This is a genomic window from Arthrobacter sp. LjRoot78, from assembly GCF_964254335.1.
GTDB lineage: Bacteria > Actinomycetota > Actinomycetes > Actinomycetales > Micrococcaceae > Arthrobacter.
Genome location: NZ_CAXUTG020000001.1, coordinates 917,559 through 933,636, shown reverse-complemented (window position 1 = coordinate 933,636; position 16,078 = coordinate 917,559). Strand labels below are relative to the sequence as shown.

Here is a 16,078-nt window from a genome sequence, read left to right as displayed (position 1 = left end):
TGCTGGAGAGTCGCAGGTGGACTGGGCATCTACGAACAACGGTCGGCTCCTCCATGGGCCTCCCGCTCCCGCAGTCTGGTCAGTCCAAAATGATCCAGATGGAGAATCCCATGAAGAGAATCCTCGCAACTGCCGGAATTGCAGGCATTGCGTTAATAGGCGTCACGGCTCCGGCAAATGCCGGCGACAAGGGCGATGACAACGACAAAAAAGTCAGCATTTGCCACGCAACGGGCTCCGAAACGAACCCTTACGTTCACATCACCGTCAGCGAAAACGCGCTCAACGGAAATGGTGGCCATGCTTCGCATGAAGGCGACCTGATTCCTGCACCGGCGTACGGTTGCCCGGGCGGAGGCAAGGATGATGATGACGACGACTCGGGCCATGGCCCGGACAAGGTCACCATTTGCCACGCCACGGGATCCGAAAAGAACCCGTACGTCGTCATCACGATTCCGGAAAAGGCCTGGTGGAACGGCCACAAGGACGGACACAACGGCCGCGCCGACATCTACCCGGTCCCGGCCGGTGGTTGCGTCGCAGAGGAAGAGGAAGAGGAAGAAAAGCCAGAGACTCCGCCGGTGGTTGTCCCGCCCGTTGTCGTCCCGCCGGTCGTGACACCACCGGAAGTGACACCGCCGGGAGTGACACCACCTGCTGTAACTCCGCCGGCGCAGACTCCCACGGGAGCTGCAGCGGCACCGGTCGGGGCGGCAGCGGCAGTAGTACCCGTAGTCAACCGCGGTTTCAACGCCCAGACCGCGGCCGGAAGCCAGCCCGACGCCGGAATGCCGGCCTGGTTCGGCGGCCTGGCTGCACTCCTTGGGGCAACGGGGCTGATTGCCCTGCGGCAGCGGGGACGCCTGCAGGACGTGCCCGGATCCAAGTAGGTCCGATCCTGCGGTGAGGACGGGCATCCGCCATCACGGTGCGATGCCCGTCCACGCCACTCTCCCTGGAGGAGTCCAGATGTCCTTCCCCGGCCACAAGCCCGCAGACAGCCCGCCCCTGGGTAGCCGGACCGCTGCCCAGGAGTCGGGCGAGAGCCGGACCCCTCCCCCGGAGGCCGGCGAGCGCCGTTCCTTCGAAGGCTGGCGGCTCAGCCGCCTGGCCCGCAAGCTGCCTTTCCTGAAGCGCCTTTCACTCAACCGTGGCGACCGGCTGCTGCTGCTCGCCGGCGTTGTGGCCTTCTTCGCCCTGACGTTCCTGCCGGGCATCGTAAGCGCCGGTAACTCCTCCGGCGGGAGCGGGACCGGACTCCACCTGGAAGCTGCTCCGTATTCACGGTCCGCCACCCCGAGTGATGCCGTCCCGCCGGATACGTTCGCCTGGAGCGGCAAGGGCTCGGCGGCCGTCGCGGGCAAGAAATCCCCGGCGGTTGCGCCCGCAGCACAGCAGCCCACGCCGAGCGTTCCCAACTATCCACCGGCCGCTGCGCCCACGCGGATCGTGTATCCCGCTGCCGGGCTGGACGTCACCATCCATCCGCTCACGCCGGCGCCGGCGGAACTGGAATCCCAGGCGATCGTGCCGCCGATCACCGTGGACGGATACTGGGTGACAAACTTCGGCATGCCCGGCGCCGGGTCCACCAACAGCACCTACATCCTCGGACACAGCTGGGAGGGCCGCGACGCTCCGTTCAACCGGCTCAGCGCTTCGAGCACCCCGGGGGACATCCTGGAAGTCACCACAGCAACGGGAACCATGCGATACCGGGTGGATTCGGTGGATACCTACGTGAAGTCGAGCCTGAAGGACAGCCCCATCTGGACCGGCTTCCCCAACCGCCTCGTCCTCATCAGCTGCTACACCGAAGACCCCTGGGGAAAGAACGTAGTGGTGGTCGCCTCCCCGGTACCGGAGCCCTGAGGACTACATCGCAGCGGCGACGGCGGCACTCAGCCGCCGTCGCCGTCGTACGTTATTGGGTCCTGTTACTCGGTCCGGTGCCGCCCGTGCGTTGCGATGTAGTCCGCCGCCGCCCGTTGCAGCTTCCGTTCCTTGGCAAGCTGCCGCCGCAGGGTGGTGAGTTGCTCGCTGATGCGTGACTGTTCGGCCGCAATCTCACGCTGCTCCGCCGACTGTTCGTGAACGGCCCGCAATGCCTCTGCCAGCTGGAGCTGCTGCTCCGCCAGCAACTGCTGGGTCTGCAGGAGGAGCGGGACGACGTCGGCAGCTTCCGGCCACCGGTCCGCCACCATGGTCCGGGAACGGGCCCGGGAGCCTTCCCTGCCCGCAGCGGGGATGTCGCCGCCGCGGGTGCCGCGCTCATCGCCGGTAAAGTCCTGGTCCATTCGTGCGGCTTCGGGGAACCGTGATTCGTGGGCGCGCTGCCTGCCCAGGACCTCGATGAACTCCCGGTCCAGGTCCACGATGCCGGACCTGCCTGCTGTGACCGGCTCGGCGGTGGCCGCGGGGGCATTGGTCCCCGCGGCGCCGTCCGCGGTTGCTGGCACGATGTCCACGGTGCGGCGCAGCGGTTGTTCCTTGATGAACAGGATGGCTACCAGGGCAATGATGCCGATGGCTGCGGAGATCAGGAAGATCTCGGCCGTCGCGTCGCCGTAGGCTGCCCGCATGATGTCTCGGATCGGGGCGGGCATGTCCTGAAGGTCCATGCTGGCACCGGCTGATCCGCCCGTAACCGGAATCCCGGCTGCTGCGAGGCCTTCGGCAGCCAGTTCCTTGACCCGGTTGGCCAGGACGGCGCCCAGCACGGACACGCCGATCGCGCCGCCCACCGAGCGGAAGAACGCCACGGAGGCGCTGGCGGTCCCGATGTCCGTGGCGCGGACGGTGTTCTGCACTGCCAGCACGAGGTTCTGCATCAGCAGGCCGAGGCCGAGGCCCAGGACAGCGGTGTAGAGGCCGGTCTGCCAGAGTTCGGTGGTGTGGTCGATGGTGCCGGCCAGTCCCAGGCCGCCGATCAACAGGATGGAACCGGCAATCAGGTAGCGCTTCCATTTGCCGGTCCGGCTGATCAGCTGGCCCGACAGGACCGAGCCGATAAGGTTGCCGGCGATCATGGGAAGTGTCAGCAGCCCGGCTTCGGTGGGGGTGGCCCCGCGGGCCACCTGGAAGTACTGGCCCAGGAAGGCGGAGGATCCGAACATGCCGACGCCCACAGCGACGGAGGCCAGGATGGCCAGGGCCGTGGTGCGTTCGCTGATGATCTTGAGCGGGATGATGGGCTGCTCCACCCTGGATTCCACGACGACGAGGAGGGCCAGGAGCAGCACGCCGCCGCCCACCATGGCCGCTGTCTGCCAGGACCACCAGTCGTAGTAGTCCGGGTTGCCGGCGAAGGACACCCAGATCAGCAGGAGGCTGACGCCGGAAGTGAGCAGGATGGAACCAAGCCAGTCGATCTTGGCGTGGCGTTTGACGTGGGGAAGTTTCAGCGTGATCTGCAGCAGGATCAGGGCGATGACGGCCAAAGGAACGCAGACGAAGAAGGTCCAGCGCCAGCCGAGCGGGCTGTCCACGATGAATCCGCCGAGCAGCGGGCCGCCGGCGGTACCCACTGCCATCACACCGCCCATGTAACCGGAGTACTTACCGCGGTCACGGGGCGGGATGATGGAGCCGATAATGGCCTGCGCCAGGGCAGTCAGGCCGCCCATGGCGACACCCTGGATGACTCGGGCGGTCAGCAGGAGCGGGATCGTTTCCGACAGGCCCGCCATGACGGAACCGGCCACGAAGATCACAATGCTCAGCTGGACGAGCAGTTTCTTGTCGAAGAGGTCGGCGAGCTTTCCCCAGATCGGTGTGGTGGCCGCGTTGGCCAGCAGTGCCGCCGTGATGACCCAGGCGAAGTCCGTCTGGGTGCCCTTGAGCTCGGACATGATGGTGGGCAGCGCGTTGGCCACGATGGTGCTGCTGATGATGGCGGTGAAGAATGCGGCCAGCAGCCCGGTGAGGGCCTCCATGATCTGGCGGTGGGTCATCGCCGCCTGGGGCGCAGGTGCGGATGGCTGCGGTGGTGTCGTTGACTGGGCCCGGGACGGACCGGTGGCTGTAGCGTGGCTGGCCATGTGCAGCTCCTTAAACGGTGGGAATGGTTTCGGTGGGTCCGGCCGTCTTTGCCCGGGCTGAGTCCCTGAGGGATTCAGCAAGTTTTTTCAGGATTTTCGCGGTCTCCTCGGCGTCGAACTGGCTCCAGTCCTGCAGATAGCCCTGAAGTGTTGCTGTGCGTTGCTGTTCTATCTCGTGCAGCTTGCCCTCCCCCGCCTCTGAGAGCGCCACCAGTTGGGCACGGCCGTCCTCCGGATCCGGACGGCGGACCACCAGGCCCTGTTCTTCCAGATCGGCGATATGCCTGCTCAGGACGGGAGCGCTGACGCCGAGCCTCGCGGCAAGCTTCGTGGCCCGGGACTCCCCCTCCCCCACGAACCGCAGGACGCCCTGGAGCGCCACCCCGGTGTCCTGCCCGCGCGTGCTTGAGATCGCGACGCAGCGGACAGCCCGCTGGAGGTCGAAGATCTGGTACACGAGATCAGCTGCGGTTTCTGGTGCGACTGCCATGGCGAATAACCCCTTTGCTTGCCCTAGGCAACTATATATGAAAATGGTTGCTTTGGGAAACTAACCAGCGGAGGCGGCGTGCGGCCCGGCGTGATGGGCGCCTTAAACCACTAGCGCGAGCGGACAGTTGAGGCCCCCGATCCTGGTGGAAAGGGGGCCTCAACTGTCCGCTCGCGCGTTGTCGGGACGGGGCGGGTATTCAGTTGTTGAGGGCGGCTGTTAGACGCCCAAGTGAGTGGGGCCGAACATCTTGAGCAGGGTTTCGACGACGACGACGTTGGGGCCGTCCGCGGCGAAACCCGCCTTCAGTGCGTCCCCCACGTTCTCCGGCGCCACCCGGACGGCCGGGACGCCGAACGCTTCGGCGAGTTTGACGAAGTCGGGCCGGGCCAGTTCCGTTGCGGTGGCCTTGCCGAAGGCGCCCACCATGTATTCGCGCAGGATGCCGTAACCGCCGTCGTCCACGATGAGCCAGGTGACCGGGACGTTGTGCTGCTTGGCCGTGGCCAGTTCGGAAATGGAGTACATGGCCGAACCGTCACCGGAGACGGCCAGGACACGTCCGGGCTTTCCCGTGGTTTCCAGCCCCACGGCCCCGCCGATGGCCGAAGGGAAGCCGAAGCCCAGCCCGCCGGCGCCCTGGGCGGAGTGGAACTGCCCCTCGCGGGCGTCCCAGCAGCTCCAGGCCCAGTACGCGGAGATGGTCATGTCCCAGAAGGTCTGCATGTCTGCGGGGACGGCCTCGCGGATGTCCGCCATGAATTTCAGTTCCTTGCCGAGGTCCTGGGACTCCAGCCTCGCCTTAACCTTGGCCAGCGATTCCTTGACCAGCGCCTCCGGTGGGGTGCCGTGCCAGTCGGCCCGTTCCCCGTGCGGCTCGGTGAGCGCGGCATCCAGCGCAGCCAGGGCCTGGCCGGCGTCGGCACGGATGCCCAGGCCGGGCCGGTTGGACTCCAGGACCCGGGGTTCGGCGTCGATCTGGATGATCCGGCCGCGCGGCTCGAAGGTGAAGTAGTTGGACGTCACTTCGCCGAGGGAGGAGCCGATGACGATCAGCACGTCCGCGTCCTCGAGCAGGTCCGTCATGTACCGGTCCTCGATCCAGGACTGAAGCGACAGCTCGTGGTTCCACGGGAAGGCGCCGTTGCCGCCGGGGGTGCAGATCACCGGTGCTCGCAGCTTTTCCGCGATGGACAGCAGCGACTTCTCGGCCCGGCCACGGCGCGTGCCGCCGCCGGCGATGATCGCCGGACGTTCCGCCGTCGACAGCCATTTCACCGCCTCACGAACCAGCTCCACACGCGGCGGGTTGTCCGCCGCTTCGGCGAGGGCATCTTCAACCGGCGGGACCATGATGGGATCCAGCAGGACGTTCTGCGGGATCTCCAGCCAGACAGGTCCCTGCGGGGAGGAAATCGCCTCGGTCCAGGCGTCCTGGATGGCTGAGGGGATGCCGGAGGCGTGTTGGATCAGCCGCTGGCTCTTGGTGACATTCGCGGCCGAGGCCTTCTGGTCATCGAGCTGGTGCAGCATGCCCTTGCGGCGCGCGCCCAGGCCGTCCAGCGGAATCTGGCTGGCCACCACCACCATGGGCACACCCGTGGCGTAGGCTTCCTGCAGCCCGGCCAAGGACGTCAAGGCGCCGGGGCCGGTGGACAGGAACAGCACGCCCACCTCACCCGTGGCGCGGGAGTAGCCGTCGGCCGCGAACGCGGAATTGTTTTCCACCCGGGAGGAGACGAAGTGCAGGTTTCCCCGGCCCATCGCATCAAAAAGGCCCAGCGCGTGCTGGCCCGGGATGCCGAAAACCGTCTTCGCGCCCAGCGCTTCAAGGGTTTCGACGACGAGATCGCCGCCGTTGCGGACGCCGGTCACGGGGAGACGCCGGTTTCGACGCGCTGGGGAACACTCGCGGCGAAGCCAGCCTGGCGACGGGCTTCCCGCCCGAGGGCCTGGGCGGCATAGCCGTTGGCCGCGCCGAACCTGTTGCCTTCGACGGCGGAATCCGCCATGAGGGTGACCAGTTCGTAGGCGACATGGCTGGCAGCCACCCCGGTGATTTCTGCGTGGTCGTAGGCCGGAGCCACTTCAACAATGTCCGCACCCACGAGGTTCATGCCGCGGAAGCCGCGGATGATCTCCAGCAGTTCCCGGCTGGTGATGCCGCCGGCCTCCGGTGTGCCCGTGCCCGGTGCGTGCGCGGGGTCCAGGACGTCGATGTCAACGGAGATGTACAGCGGACGGTTGCCGATCCGGTCCCGGACCTTGGCCACCGTCTCCAGGACGCCCTGATAGTAAACATCCGCGGACGTCACGATGCCGAAGCCGAAGCGGTGGTCATCGTCGAGGTCCTTCTTGCCGTACAGCGGGCCGCGGGTTCCGATGTGGCTGATCGCCTCGGTGTCCAGGATGCCTTCCTCGACCGCGCGGCGGAACGGCGTGCCGTGGGTGTATTCTGCGCCAAAGTAGGTGTCCCAGGTGTCCAAGTGGGCATCGAAGTGCAGCATCGCCACAGGCTCGCCGGCGCGCTCGGCAGCGGCCCGCAGCAGCGGCAGCGCAATGGTGTGGTCCCCACCAAGGGTCACAAGCTTGCTGCCGCCGGCCGTCAGGTCGAGGGCGTTCTGCTGGATGGTTTCGATCGCCTCGTTGATGTTGAACGGGTTGACGGCCATGTCGCCCGCGTCCGCCACCTGGACGTTCTCGAAGGGGCTGACGTCCCAAGCGGGGTTGTAAGGGCGCAGCAGGCGGCTGGCCTCGCGGACATGGTTGGCGCCGAAGCGGGCACCGGGGCGGTAGGAGACGCCGGAATCGAAGGGCACTCCCACCACCGTGATGTCCGCCTTGGCCACCTGGTCCAGCCGCGGCAGGCGGGCGTAGGTTGCGGCCCCTGCATAGCGGGGGATGCGGGATGAATCGATGGGGCCAAGGTTGCCGTTGGCCTCGATGCGCAGCTCTTCCAAAGGAACGCCTCTCCTTCGAGGATGGATCGGTAGTGTGACACCCATCATACACGCCAGTTTCCTATTGTGCATCAAGTGTTTACCAATCCAACGGGCGCATCAGTCGATGGCGGACGCGCCCCGCTCCCCCGTCCGCACCCGGACGGCGTCGGAAACGGAGACTGTCCAGATCTTGCCGTCACCGAACCGGCCGGTACTGGCGCCCGCCTCGATCGCCGCCATGACACCGTCCATGGCGTCCTCGGTCACCAGGACTTCCACCCGGACCTTTGGCAGCAGGTCCGAGTTGTATTCGGTTCCGCGGTAGACCTCCACATGGCCGCGCTGCTGCCCGTAGCCGCTGGCCTGGCTGACGGTCAGGCCACTGACGCCGAACCCTTCCAGGGCAGCACGGACCGTCTCGACCTTTTCCGGCCTGACGATGGCCGTAATGAGTTTCACGTCCGCACCCGGCCCCGCTCGGCCTGGTTGGCCACCGGGACACCCGCCGGGACTTCGGCCGGAATCTCCGTTGCGGGGTCCACACCGCCAGGTGCGGCCTTGGCGTGGTGTTCGCCGGGGTGGAAGGTTCCCCCCACCATCAGCAGCTCGTAGGCGGTTTCGGCGTGCTCGGTGACGTCGATGCCGGACCGCTCGCTGGCTTCGGTCACGCGCATGCCCATCGTCTTATGGATGGCGTATCCGATCAGTGTGGTCATGATGGCGCTCCAGGCCGTGACAATCACCGCAGTGAGGAACTGGGGCCAGAACTGTGCCAGGCCCCCGCCATAGAAGAGCCCGCCGTCGGTCTTGGCCGACGGCACGGCGAAGAATCCCAGCGAGAGCGTCCCCCATAGCCCGCCAACAAAGTGGACGGCCACCACGTCAAGGGAGTCGTCGAGGCCGATCCGGAACTTGAGGCCCACCGCGAGGGCACAGAGCACTCCGGCCACCGCCCCGATCAGGATGGCACCGACAGGGTCGACGAAGCCGCACGCCGGAGTCACGGCAACCAGGCCTGCCACAGCTCCCGAGGCGGCACCGAGGGAGGTGGCATGGCCGTCCCGGAGGCGCTCGACGAGCAGCCAGCCCAGGAGCGCCGCACTTGTGGCCAGCAGGGTGTTAGTCCAGGCCAGGCCCGCAGTGGCATCGGCAGCGAGTTCAGAGCCCGCGTTGAAGCCAAACCAGCCAAACCACAGGAGACCGGCGCCGAGCATCACGAACGGCAGGTTGTGCGGACGGATGTTGGGATCTTTCATGAATCCAAGGCGTTTTCCGAGCACGACAGCGAGCATCAGACCGGCGATGCCGGCGTTCATGTGCACGACGGTTCCGCCGGCGAAGTCGAGCGCCGAGATCTTGCTGCCCACGATGCCGGTGGCGCCGAAGAGGCCGCCGCCCCAGACCCAGTGCGCGATCGGGGCGTAGACGAGCGTCACCCACAAGGCAGCAAACAGCAGCCAGGGTCCGAACCTGACACGCTCGGCCACAGCGCCGCTGATCAGCGCGACGGTGATGATGGCGAACGTGGCCTGGAACCCGATGAACACCATGTCCGGGAGGCCCGGCGCTTTGCCGCCGATGCTGCTGGTCAGTCCGCTCAGCCCGGGGTTGGCAAACGGATCCCCGACGAGTCCGGCCATCGTGTCGGGGCCGAAGGCCAGCCCGTAGCCCCACAGCGCCCAGACCACGGCAACAACACCCATGGCGCCAAAGCTCATCATCATGATGTTCAGGACGGATTTCATCCGCACGAGGCCCCCGTAGAAGAACGCCAGGCCGGGAGTCATCAGCAGGACCAGTGCGGACGCCGCCAGCATCCATGCCGTGGCGCCGGGGTCCAGCGCCGTGGGGTCCACTGCCATGCCCACGTTGAGTAGAGAGATGTTCATTTTGGGAGCCTTCCTCTGGAAGTGGCGCTCCTGGGCGCCAACTACGGCGAGACCATTCAAAACGAGACCATTCAAAACAACGAGACAGCCACTGAGCATCGACAGCTTATTGGGGCTCCACAACCGCTCGTTATCCGACGCTACAACGGCGGTGTTTCCGCCAGGGCCGAGATGTTTTTCCGGCGTGTTAAACAGCGGCGCCGGGGATGAATTCCGGGTTTCCGGCAGGTTTCCAAAATGTGACGTACATCTCACCAGGCGGTGACGGCGGTCACACGCGCCGTAAAGGTTTCGTTAAAGGAGCCATCCCGCATGCTTCCCCGGGCCTACGCTCCCAACAGGAGCAGCACACCAGGCCCCCACGGCCGAAGGAACGCTGCGCGAAAGGATACCGTGACCACGCTGACCAGGCCGCCCGCCGACCCTTCGGACAGGTACAACCGCAAGCCCCACAAGCTCAGGAGCTGGCTGCTGGAGGGCATGCCCGAGGGATCCGGGAAACGCCAGGGGCCGCACGGCCAGCCGCAGGCGAACCATACGCCTCAGCCCTGGTGGAAGGTCATGTGCCTGACGGGCGTCGACTATTTTTCCACGCTGGGATACCAGCCGGCCATTGCCGCGCTCGCCGCAGGCATGGTCTCGCCGCTGGCCACCGTGGTCCTGGTGGCAGTTACACTCCTCGGCGCCCTACCGGTGTACCGCAGGGTGGCTTCGGAGAGTCCGCGCGGTGAGGGCTCCATCGCCATGCTCGAACGGCTCCTGCCGCGCTGGGGCGGCAAGCTGTTTGTCCTGGCGCTTCTGGGTTTCGCGGCAACTGACTTCATGATCACCATGACGCTCTCTGCCGCGGATGCCAGTGCGCACGCCATCGAAAACCCGTTTGCCCCGGCCTTCCTGCACGGCCAGGAAGTGGCCATTACGCTGGCGTTGATTGCGGGCCTGGGCATCGTGTTCCTCCGCGGCTTCAAGGAAGCCATCAACGTGGCCGTTGTCCTGGTGGCAGTGTTCCTGCTGCTCAACGCGGTGGTGGTGCTGGTGGGCCTCGCGCATGTGTACAGCGAAGCCCACGTGGTGACGGACTGGTGGGCCGCACTCAACCAGCAACACGGCAACCCGCTCGTGATGATCGGCATCGCCCTGCTGGTGTTCCCCAAACTGGCACTGGGACTTTCCGGCTTCGAAACGGGCGTGGCCGTCATGCCGCAGATCCAGGGCAGCCCCGACGACACCGAGGCGAAGCCGACCGGCCGGATCCGCGGCGCGCACAAGCTCCTGACCACGGCCGCCCTGATCATGAGCGCGTTCCTCATCGCGTCCAGCTTCATCACCACGTTCCTCATCCCGGCAGCCGAGTTCCAGCCGGGAGGCAAGGCCAACGGCCGGGCTTTGGCATTCCTGGCGCACCAGTACCTGGGCGACGGATTCGGGACTGTATACGACCTCAGCACCATCGCCATCCTCTGGTTCGCCGGGGCCTCCGCGATGGCTGGCCTGCTCAACCTGGTGCCGCGCTACCTTCCGCGCTTTGGCATGGCGCCGGCATGGACCCGGGCGGTGCGGCCGCTGGTACTGGTGTTCACCGCCGTCGCCTTTCTCATCACGGTGGTGTTCGAGGCCGACGTCGAGGCCCAGGGCGGTGCCTACGCCACCGGCGTGCTGGTGCTGATGACGTCCGCGTCCATCGCCGTCACGTTGTCCGCCCGGCGCAAGCAGCAACGCGGCCGCACGGTCGCTTTCGGCGCGATCGCCGTCGTCTTCCTTTACACCACAGTGGCGAACGTGGTGGAACGCCCCGACGGCCTGAAGATCGCGGCCCTGTTCATCCTGGGCATTGTGATGGTCAGCTTCGCGTCGCGCGTCCGGCGGTCCTTCGAGCTGCGCGCCACCCACATCCGGCTGGACGAACGCGCCCTGGAATTCATGGCCGCCAGCGAAGAGGGGCCTATCCGGCTGATCGCGCATGAGCCCAAACGCCTCAGCGCCGCCCGATACCGGGCCAAGCTGGAGCACGCCGAACTCGCGAACCACCTGCCCGTGGACAGCGATGCCATCTTCATCGAAATCCTGGTCGACGACAGCTCGGACTTCGAACAGGAGCTCCTGGTCACGGGGAAGATCCGGCACGGCTTCCGCATCCTTGAAGTCCACAGCAACAACGTGCCCAACACGCTGGCAGCCGTCCTGCTGCACCTCCGCGATGTCACGGGCCTGATGCCGCACATCTACTTCCGCTGGACCGAGGGCAATCCGCTTACCAACCTGACGCGGTTCCTGCTTTTCGGCGAGGGTGAGATCGCCCCCGTCACGCGGGAAGTGCTGCGCGAGGCGGAGCCGGACGTCACGCGCCGGCCCTGGGTCCACGTGGGTTGAGACCCGGCAGGCCCGGGCTGAGGCCGGCCCCGGCCCCGCCGGCGACACTCTGCGTCAGCGGCTGGCGGCGGGGACCAGCACCCAGAGCACCTCGACGGCGTCGTCCGTGGGATTGATCCACGTGTGCGGTTCCCGGCCGGGGAACGTCACGGTGTCGCCAGTGCTGAGTTCGTATTCCTCGTTGGTCAGGATCAGCCGGATGCGGCCCTTGATCACATGGAGGACGTCGACGTCGCAGTCCACGGCGTAGAGTTCGGATTCGCCGCGGCCGCGCGGTTCGATCACGGCCTGGATGATCTGGACGCGGCGTTCCGAGCGGGCGGTCAGCAGGCGCTCGATGATGCCTTCGCCGCCCAGCGAAATCCGGGGTCCCTCGTCCTTCTTCGTGAGGTGCGTTTCGGGTGCGGCAAACAGGTCTCCGATGGAGATCGACAGGACCTGGCACAGGGTCACCAGGGAAGCCACCGACGGTGACGTCAGGTCGCGTTCCACCCTGCTGAGGAATCCCTTGGTGAGACCCGTCGCGTCCGCGACCTGTTCAATGGTGAGCCGCTGAGACTGGCGGGCAGCGCGGATGCGCGAACCGATGGCAACCGGGATGTTGCTCGGTTCAACTGGTAGAGCCTTCATTTACGAACCTTTCGCAGCCGGCCGCACGGCCCCATTGCTGGAGCCATACTAGCGGGATACCTACCTTGTGACGCCCGAACGGACCATGGTGTCAATCCGCCTTGACTGTTACGCGGATCACAGCATAACCTTTGGGGCAACAAGTGTTGTCTATTAGGCAATTCGTAGGCAAACACTGGGACAGTCAGCCTGTCATCATCAGGGATCTCCCCCTGCATCCCCGCTCTATAGCAGCGGAATTCCGGCGTGACCCACGTGCTTGCCGCGAATTCCCGCCCTGCTGCCGACCCGCTCCAAGGAGCCCATTAAATGGACGCAAACTTCGTCAACATCGCCATTGTGGTGGTGTACCTGATCGCCATGCTGGCCTTCGGCTGGTGGGGCAAATCCCGCACAAAGAACAACAGCGACTTCCTGGTGGCCGGCCGCAGGCTGGGCCCTTTCCTTTACACCGGGACCATGGCGGCCGTCGTGCTCGGCGGAGCCTCAACGGTGGGCGGCGTAGGCCTCGGCTACAAGTTCGGCATCTCCGGCATGTGGCTCGTGGTAGCCATCGGCGCCGGCGTGCTGCTGCTGAGCCTGCTCTTTGCAGGCACCATCCAGAAGCTGAAGATCTATACGGTGTCCCAGATGCTGACGCTCCGGTATGGCAGCCGGGCCACCCAGACATCCGGCATCGTCATGCTGGCCTACACGCTTATGCTGTGCGCCACCTCAACCGGCGCCTACGCCACCATTTTTGTGGTGCTGTTCGGGTGGGACCGTGCCCTGGCTATCGCCATCGGCGGCGCGATCGTCCTGGTGTACTCCACCATCGGCGGCATGTGGTCCATCACGCTCGCCGACCAGGTCCAGTTCGTGATCAAGACGGTGGGAATCTTCTTCCTGATGCTGCCATTCACGCTCAACGCCGCTGGCGGCCTGGACGGGATCCGCAGTCGCGTGGAGGACAGTTTCTTCCAGATCGACGGCATCGGGATCCAGACCATCATCACCTACTTCGTGGTCTACACCCTGGGTCTCCTGATCGGCCAGGACATCTGGCAGCGCGTTTTCACCGCCAAGACCCCCACGGTTGCACGCTGGGGCGGCGCAACAGCCGGCGTTTATTGCATCCTGTACGGCGCAGCCGGCGCCCTGATCGGCCTGGGCGCACGCGTGGCGCTCCCGGAAATCGACGTGGCCGCTGCGGGCAAAGACGTTGTCTACGCAGAAGTGGCCCAGAACCTGCTGCCCATCGGCATCGGCGGCCTGGTGCTCGCGGCGGCCGTCGCGGCCATGATGTCCACCGCCTCAGGTGCGCTTATCGCAGCAGCAACAGTGGCCCGCGCCGATGTCCTGCCCTTCGTGGCCAGTTGGTTCGGCAAGGACATCAACACCGACGACACCGACAACCCCGAGCACGACGTCAAGGCCAACCGCATGTGGGTCCTGGGCCTGGGCATCGTGGCCATCCTCATCGCCATCGTCACCAAGGACGTCGTGGCGGCCCTGACCATCGCCTACGACATCCTGGTGGGCGGGCTCCTGGTGGCAATCCTCGGCGGCCTGGTCTGGAAGCGGGGCACGGGCGTTGCCGCGGCAGCTTCGATGGCCGTCGGTTCGGTCATCACGCTCGGCACCATGATCTACCTTGAGATCAACGCCGCGGCGCCACTTGACGGCATCTACGCCAACGAGCCGATCTATTACGGCCTGATCGCCTCGGCGCTGGTGTACCTCGTGGTGTCCCTGGCGACCAGGCCGACCGACCCCAAGGTCATGAAGAACTGGCAGGACCGCGTTGCCGGCACTGTCCCTGAAGAAGAAGAGGTTCCGGTTCCGGTCAATTAGTACTGCGGAAGAACGCACGACGGCGGTGCCTCCCAGCGCGGGGAGGCACCGCCGTCGTGCATTGAGGGCGGAAACGACCTATTCGGCTTCCCCGGGCTCACGGAATTCTTCCTCCGCCAACGGCACCACGGGCTTCTCGTCGCCGAGGAAATCCTCCGCGCCCAGGGGAACAAGCCGGTCGGCCTCCTCGAACAGCTCCTCTTCCTCGCTCTCCCCGGCGTCGTCGACGGGAGCGTCCTCGGCAAAGTCGTAGGCGGGATCGGATTCGAGGGTGTCCCGTTCCGGCTGGGTGGGGTGTGATCCGGTGGTGTCCATGGTGCAAACCTCCGTGTCTGGTTGTGCGGCCAGGTGCCGGGCTACGGAAGCACCTGCCCTGGCAATCATCACAACACCGGCCTTCGTCGCGGTCAATAGGCGGTCCGTTGCCGGTCTGTTCCACGCCTCCAATGCCCGCAGCCGAAGGCACCGGCGTCAGCCCGATTTGAGGCCCGCCTAAACTTACCGGTGAGGAACACCGGCCGAAAATCCGCGGAAATCCGCGGTAGGCTGGAGCTGCAATGGGGCCGATTCATGCCCTATCAAGCCCAGGAGTGTTCGTGTCTCAGCACGCTAAATCTGACCGCAGTCATGCCCCTCGCGCCGACAAGCCGGCAGCAAGCGTCCCCGAAACCACAGCCGGCAGCGCAGGCGCCGGACCCGCAGAAACCACCGTCGCCGGACCCGCAGAAACCACCGTCGCCGGACCCGCAGGGACCGCCCCCAGCCCGGCCGACGTCAAACGATGGCGCCAGTACCTCGCCGATGAACGCGCCGAGGCCCGCGTCTACCGTGACCTCGCCCAGAACCGCCGCGGCGAGGAACGGGACATCCTGCTAGCCCTCGCCGAGGCCGAGGGTCGCCATGAAGCCCACTGGCTCCGGCTCCTCGGCGAGCACGCCGGGAAGCCGCGGCAGGCGTCCCTGCGCAGCCAGCTGCTGGGATTCCTGGCCCGCCACTTCGGTTCGGTGTTCGTCCTGGCGCTGGCCCAACGCGCCGAGGGCCGCTCCCCCTACGCCTCGGACCCCACCGCGACGCCCGCCATGGTGGCGGACGAACAGATCCACGAGGAAGTCGTCCGCGGTCTCGCCACCCGCGGCCGGAACCGGCTGGCCGGTTCCTTCCGGGCCGCCGTGTTCGGAGCCAACGACGGCCTGGTCAGCAACCTTTCCCTGGTGATGGGCATGGCCGCGTCCGGCGTCGGCAGCCAAGTGGTACTCCTGAGCGGCGTGGCGGGTCTCCTTGCCGGCGCCCTGTCCATGGGTGCGGGCGAATTCATCTCCGTCCGTTCCCAGCGGGAGCTGCTGGCCGCAACGCGGCCCACCCAGATCACCCTGTCCGCGGCTCCGCGGCTGGACATCGAGCACAACGAGCTGCTGCTGGTGTACCTGGCCCGTGGGATGTCCCGGGAAGCCGCCGAACACCGCGTCGCGGAACGCATGGGCCTGCTGAGCTGCGACTGCGATCCCAGCCTGTCACTCCAGCCCGAACTCCCTGAAGCCCCCGACCAGCACGAAGCAGTGGGCACCGCATGGAGTGCAGCTGCGTCAAGTTTCTGCTTCTTCGCCTCCGGCGCCATCATTCCCATCATCCCCTTCCTTCTCGGCATGACCGGCGTCGTGGCGCTGGTGGTTTCCGCCGTCATGGTGGGCATCGCGCTCCTGGTGACGGGCGGCGTCGTCGGCCTCCTGTCCGGGACGTCGCCGACCAGCCGCGGCTTCCGGCAACTCGCCATCGGCATTGGCGCGGCCGCTGTCACCTACCTCCTCGGGATGGCCTTTGGCGCGGTGGTCGCCTAGTGGAGGGTCCGCGGCCGGAACAACGCCGGCCACGGCATGCTGGCGG

13 protein-coding genes are annotated in these 16,078 nt (G+C 66.4%); 5 read left to right on the top strand and 8 right to left on the bottom strand.

What is annotated here, in order from left to right:
- Positions 1-110: 110 nt before the first annotated feature.
- On the top strand, positions 111-893 hold the full coding sequence (locus ACSQ1X_RS04430; protein ID WP_436056783.1) for a hypothetical protein: 783 nt from the start codon (positions 111-113) through the stop codon (positions 891-893).
- Positions 894-972: 79 nt separating this feature from the next.
- Positions 973-1,875 carry a sortase domain-containing protein gene (locus ACSQ1X_RS04425; RefSeq protein WP_436056782.1) on the top strand — a complete coding sequence of 301 codons (903 nt, stop codon included), beginning with the start codon at positions 973-975 and terminating at the stop codon, positions 1,873-1,875.
- Between the two features lie 65 nt (positions 1,876-1,940).
- Here the strand turns inward: ACSQ1X_RS04425 and ACSQ1X_RS04420 are convergent, their stop codons facing one another.
- From ACSQ1X_RS04420 to ACSQ1X_RS04395, 6 genes are all read right to left on the bottom strand, one after another.
- Positions 1,941-3,956, bottom strand: coding sequence for an MFS transporter (locus tag ACSQ1X_RS04420; RefSeq protein ID WP_436059257.1), 2,016 nt, complete (start codon positions 3,954-3,956; stop codon positions 1,941-1,943).
- Positions 3,957-4,053: 97 nt separating this feature from the next.
- A complete protein-coding gene (locus ACSQ1X_RS04415; RefSeq protein WP_436056781.1) occupies positions 4,054-4,533 on the bottom strand; it encodes a MarR family winged helix-turn-helix transcriptional regulator in 480 nt (159 codons plus the stop codon).
- A gap of 219 nt (positions 4,534-4,752) precedes the next feature.
- Positions 4,753-6,408: a thiamine pyrophosphate-binding protein gene (locus ACSQ1X_RS04410; RefSeq protein ID WP_436056780.1), complete on the bottom strand. Its 1,656-nt coding sequence runs from the start codon at positions 6,406-6,408 to the stop codon at positions 4,753-4,755.
- Positions 6,405-7,493, bottom strand: a complete 1,089-nt coding sequence (speB, locus tag ACSQ1X_RS04405; RefSeq protein WP_436056779.1) for an agmatinase — start codon at positions 7,491-7,493, stop codon at positions 6,405-6,407. The genes ACSQ1X_RS04410 and speB overlap by 4 nt, the downstream gene beginning before the upstream one ends.
- 99 nt (positions 7,494-7,592) lie before the next feature.
- Positions 7,593-7,934 (bottom strand): P-II family nitrogen regulator, encoded by a 342-nt coding sequence (locus ACSQ1X_RS04400; protein WP_055797761.1) that lies wholly within the window; start codon positions 7,932-7,934, stop codon positions 7,593-7,595.
- Complete coding sequence (locus ACSQ1X_RS04395; RefSeq protein WP_436056778.1) at positions 7,931-9,364, bottom strand: ammonium transporter; 1,434 nt, start codon at positions 9,362-9,364, stop codon at positions 7,931-7,933. Before ACSQ1X_RS04395 ends, ACSQ1X_RS04400 begins: the two co-directional genes overlap by 4 nt.
- A gap of 393 nt (positions 9,365-9,757) precedes the next feature.
- Between ACSQ1X_RS04395 and ACSQ1X_RS04390 the strand changes: the two genes are divergently transcribed.
- Positions 9,758-11,734, top strand: coding sequence for an amino acid transporter (locus tag ACSQ1X_RS04390; protein ID WP_436056777.1), 1,977 nt, complete (start codon positions 9,758-9,760; stop codon positions 11,732-11,734).
- A gap of 54 nt (positions 11,735-11,788) precedes the next feature.
- Here ACSQ1X_RS04390 and ACSQ1X_RS04385 read toward each other — a convergent pair whose 3' ends face one another.
- On the bottom strand, positions 11,789-12,364 hold the full coding sequence (locus tag ACSQ1X_RS04385; protein WP_028272064.1) for a helix-turn-helix domain-containing protein: 576 nt from the start codon (positions 12,362-12,364) through the stop codon (positions 11,789-11,791).
- Between the two features lie 309 nt (positions 12,365-12,673).
- On the opposite strand from ACSQ1X_RS04385, the gene ACSQ1X_RS04380 reads away from it, so the two are divergent.
- Entirely contained in the window at positions 12,674-14,197 is a 1,524-nt protein-coding gene (locus ACSQ1X_RS04380) for a sodium:solute symporter (RefSeq protein WP_436056776.1), read from the top strand.
- A 78-nt stretch (positions 14,198-14,275) separates the two neighbouring features.
- Here the strand turns inward: ACSQ1X_RS04380 and ACSQ1X_RS04375 are convergent, their stop codons facing one another.
- Positions 14,276-14,512, bottom strand: a complete 237-nt coding sequence (locus ACSQ1X_RS04375; protein WP_028272062.1) for a hypothetical protein — start codon at positions 14,510-14,512, stop codon at positions 14,276-14,278.
- A gap of 281 nt (positions 14,513-14,793) precedes the next feature.
- Here ACSQ1X_RS04375 and ACSQ1X_RS04370 point away from each other — a divergent pair, with 281 nt between their 5' ends.
- Entirely contained in the window at positions 14,794-16,032 is a 1,239-nt protein-coding gene (locus ACSQ1X_RS04370; protein WP_436056775.1) for a VIT1/CCC1 transporter family protein, read from the top strand.
- Positions 16,033-16,078 lie beyond the last annotated feature (46 nt).

What these genes read in the sequence shown, in the direction of transcription:
- ACSQ1X_RS04395 (WP_436056778.1), bottom strand. Translation starts at nt 9,364, where the DNA reads ATGAACATCTCTCTACTCAACGTGGGCATGGCAGTGGACCCCACGGCG.
- ACSQ1X_RS04375 (WP_028272062.1), bottom strand. Translation starts at nt 14,512, where the DNA reads ATGGACACCACCGGATCACACCCCACCCAGCCGGAACGGGACACCCTC.
- ACSQ1X_RS04425 (WP_436056782.1), top strand. Translation starts at nt 973, where the DNA reads ATGTCCTTCCCCGGCCACAAGCCCGCAGACAGCCCGCCCCTGGGTAGC.
- ACSQ1X_RS04430 (WP_436056783.1), top strand. Translation starts at nt 111, where the DNA reads ATGAAGAGAATCCTCGCAACTGCCGGAATTGCAGGCATTGCGTTAATA.
- ACSQ1X_RS04385 (WP_028272064.1), bottom strand. Translation starts at nt 12,364, where the DNA reads ATGAAGGCTCTACCAGTTGAACCGAGCAACATCCCGGTTGCCATCGGT.
- ACSQ1X_RS04415 (WP_436056781.1), bottom strand. Translation starts at nt 4,533, where the DNA reads ATGGCAGTCGCACCAGAAACCGCAGCTGATCTCGTGTACCAGATCTTC.
- ACSQ1X_RS04380 (WP_436056776.1), top strand. Translation starts at nt 12,674, where the DNA reads ATGGACGCAAACTTCGTCAACATCGCCATTGTGGTGGTGTACCTGATC.
- ACSQ1X_RS04420 (WP_436059257.1), bottom strand. Translation starts at nt 3,956, where the DNA reads ATGACCCACCGCCAGATCATGGAGGCCCTCACCGGGCTGCTGGCCGCA.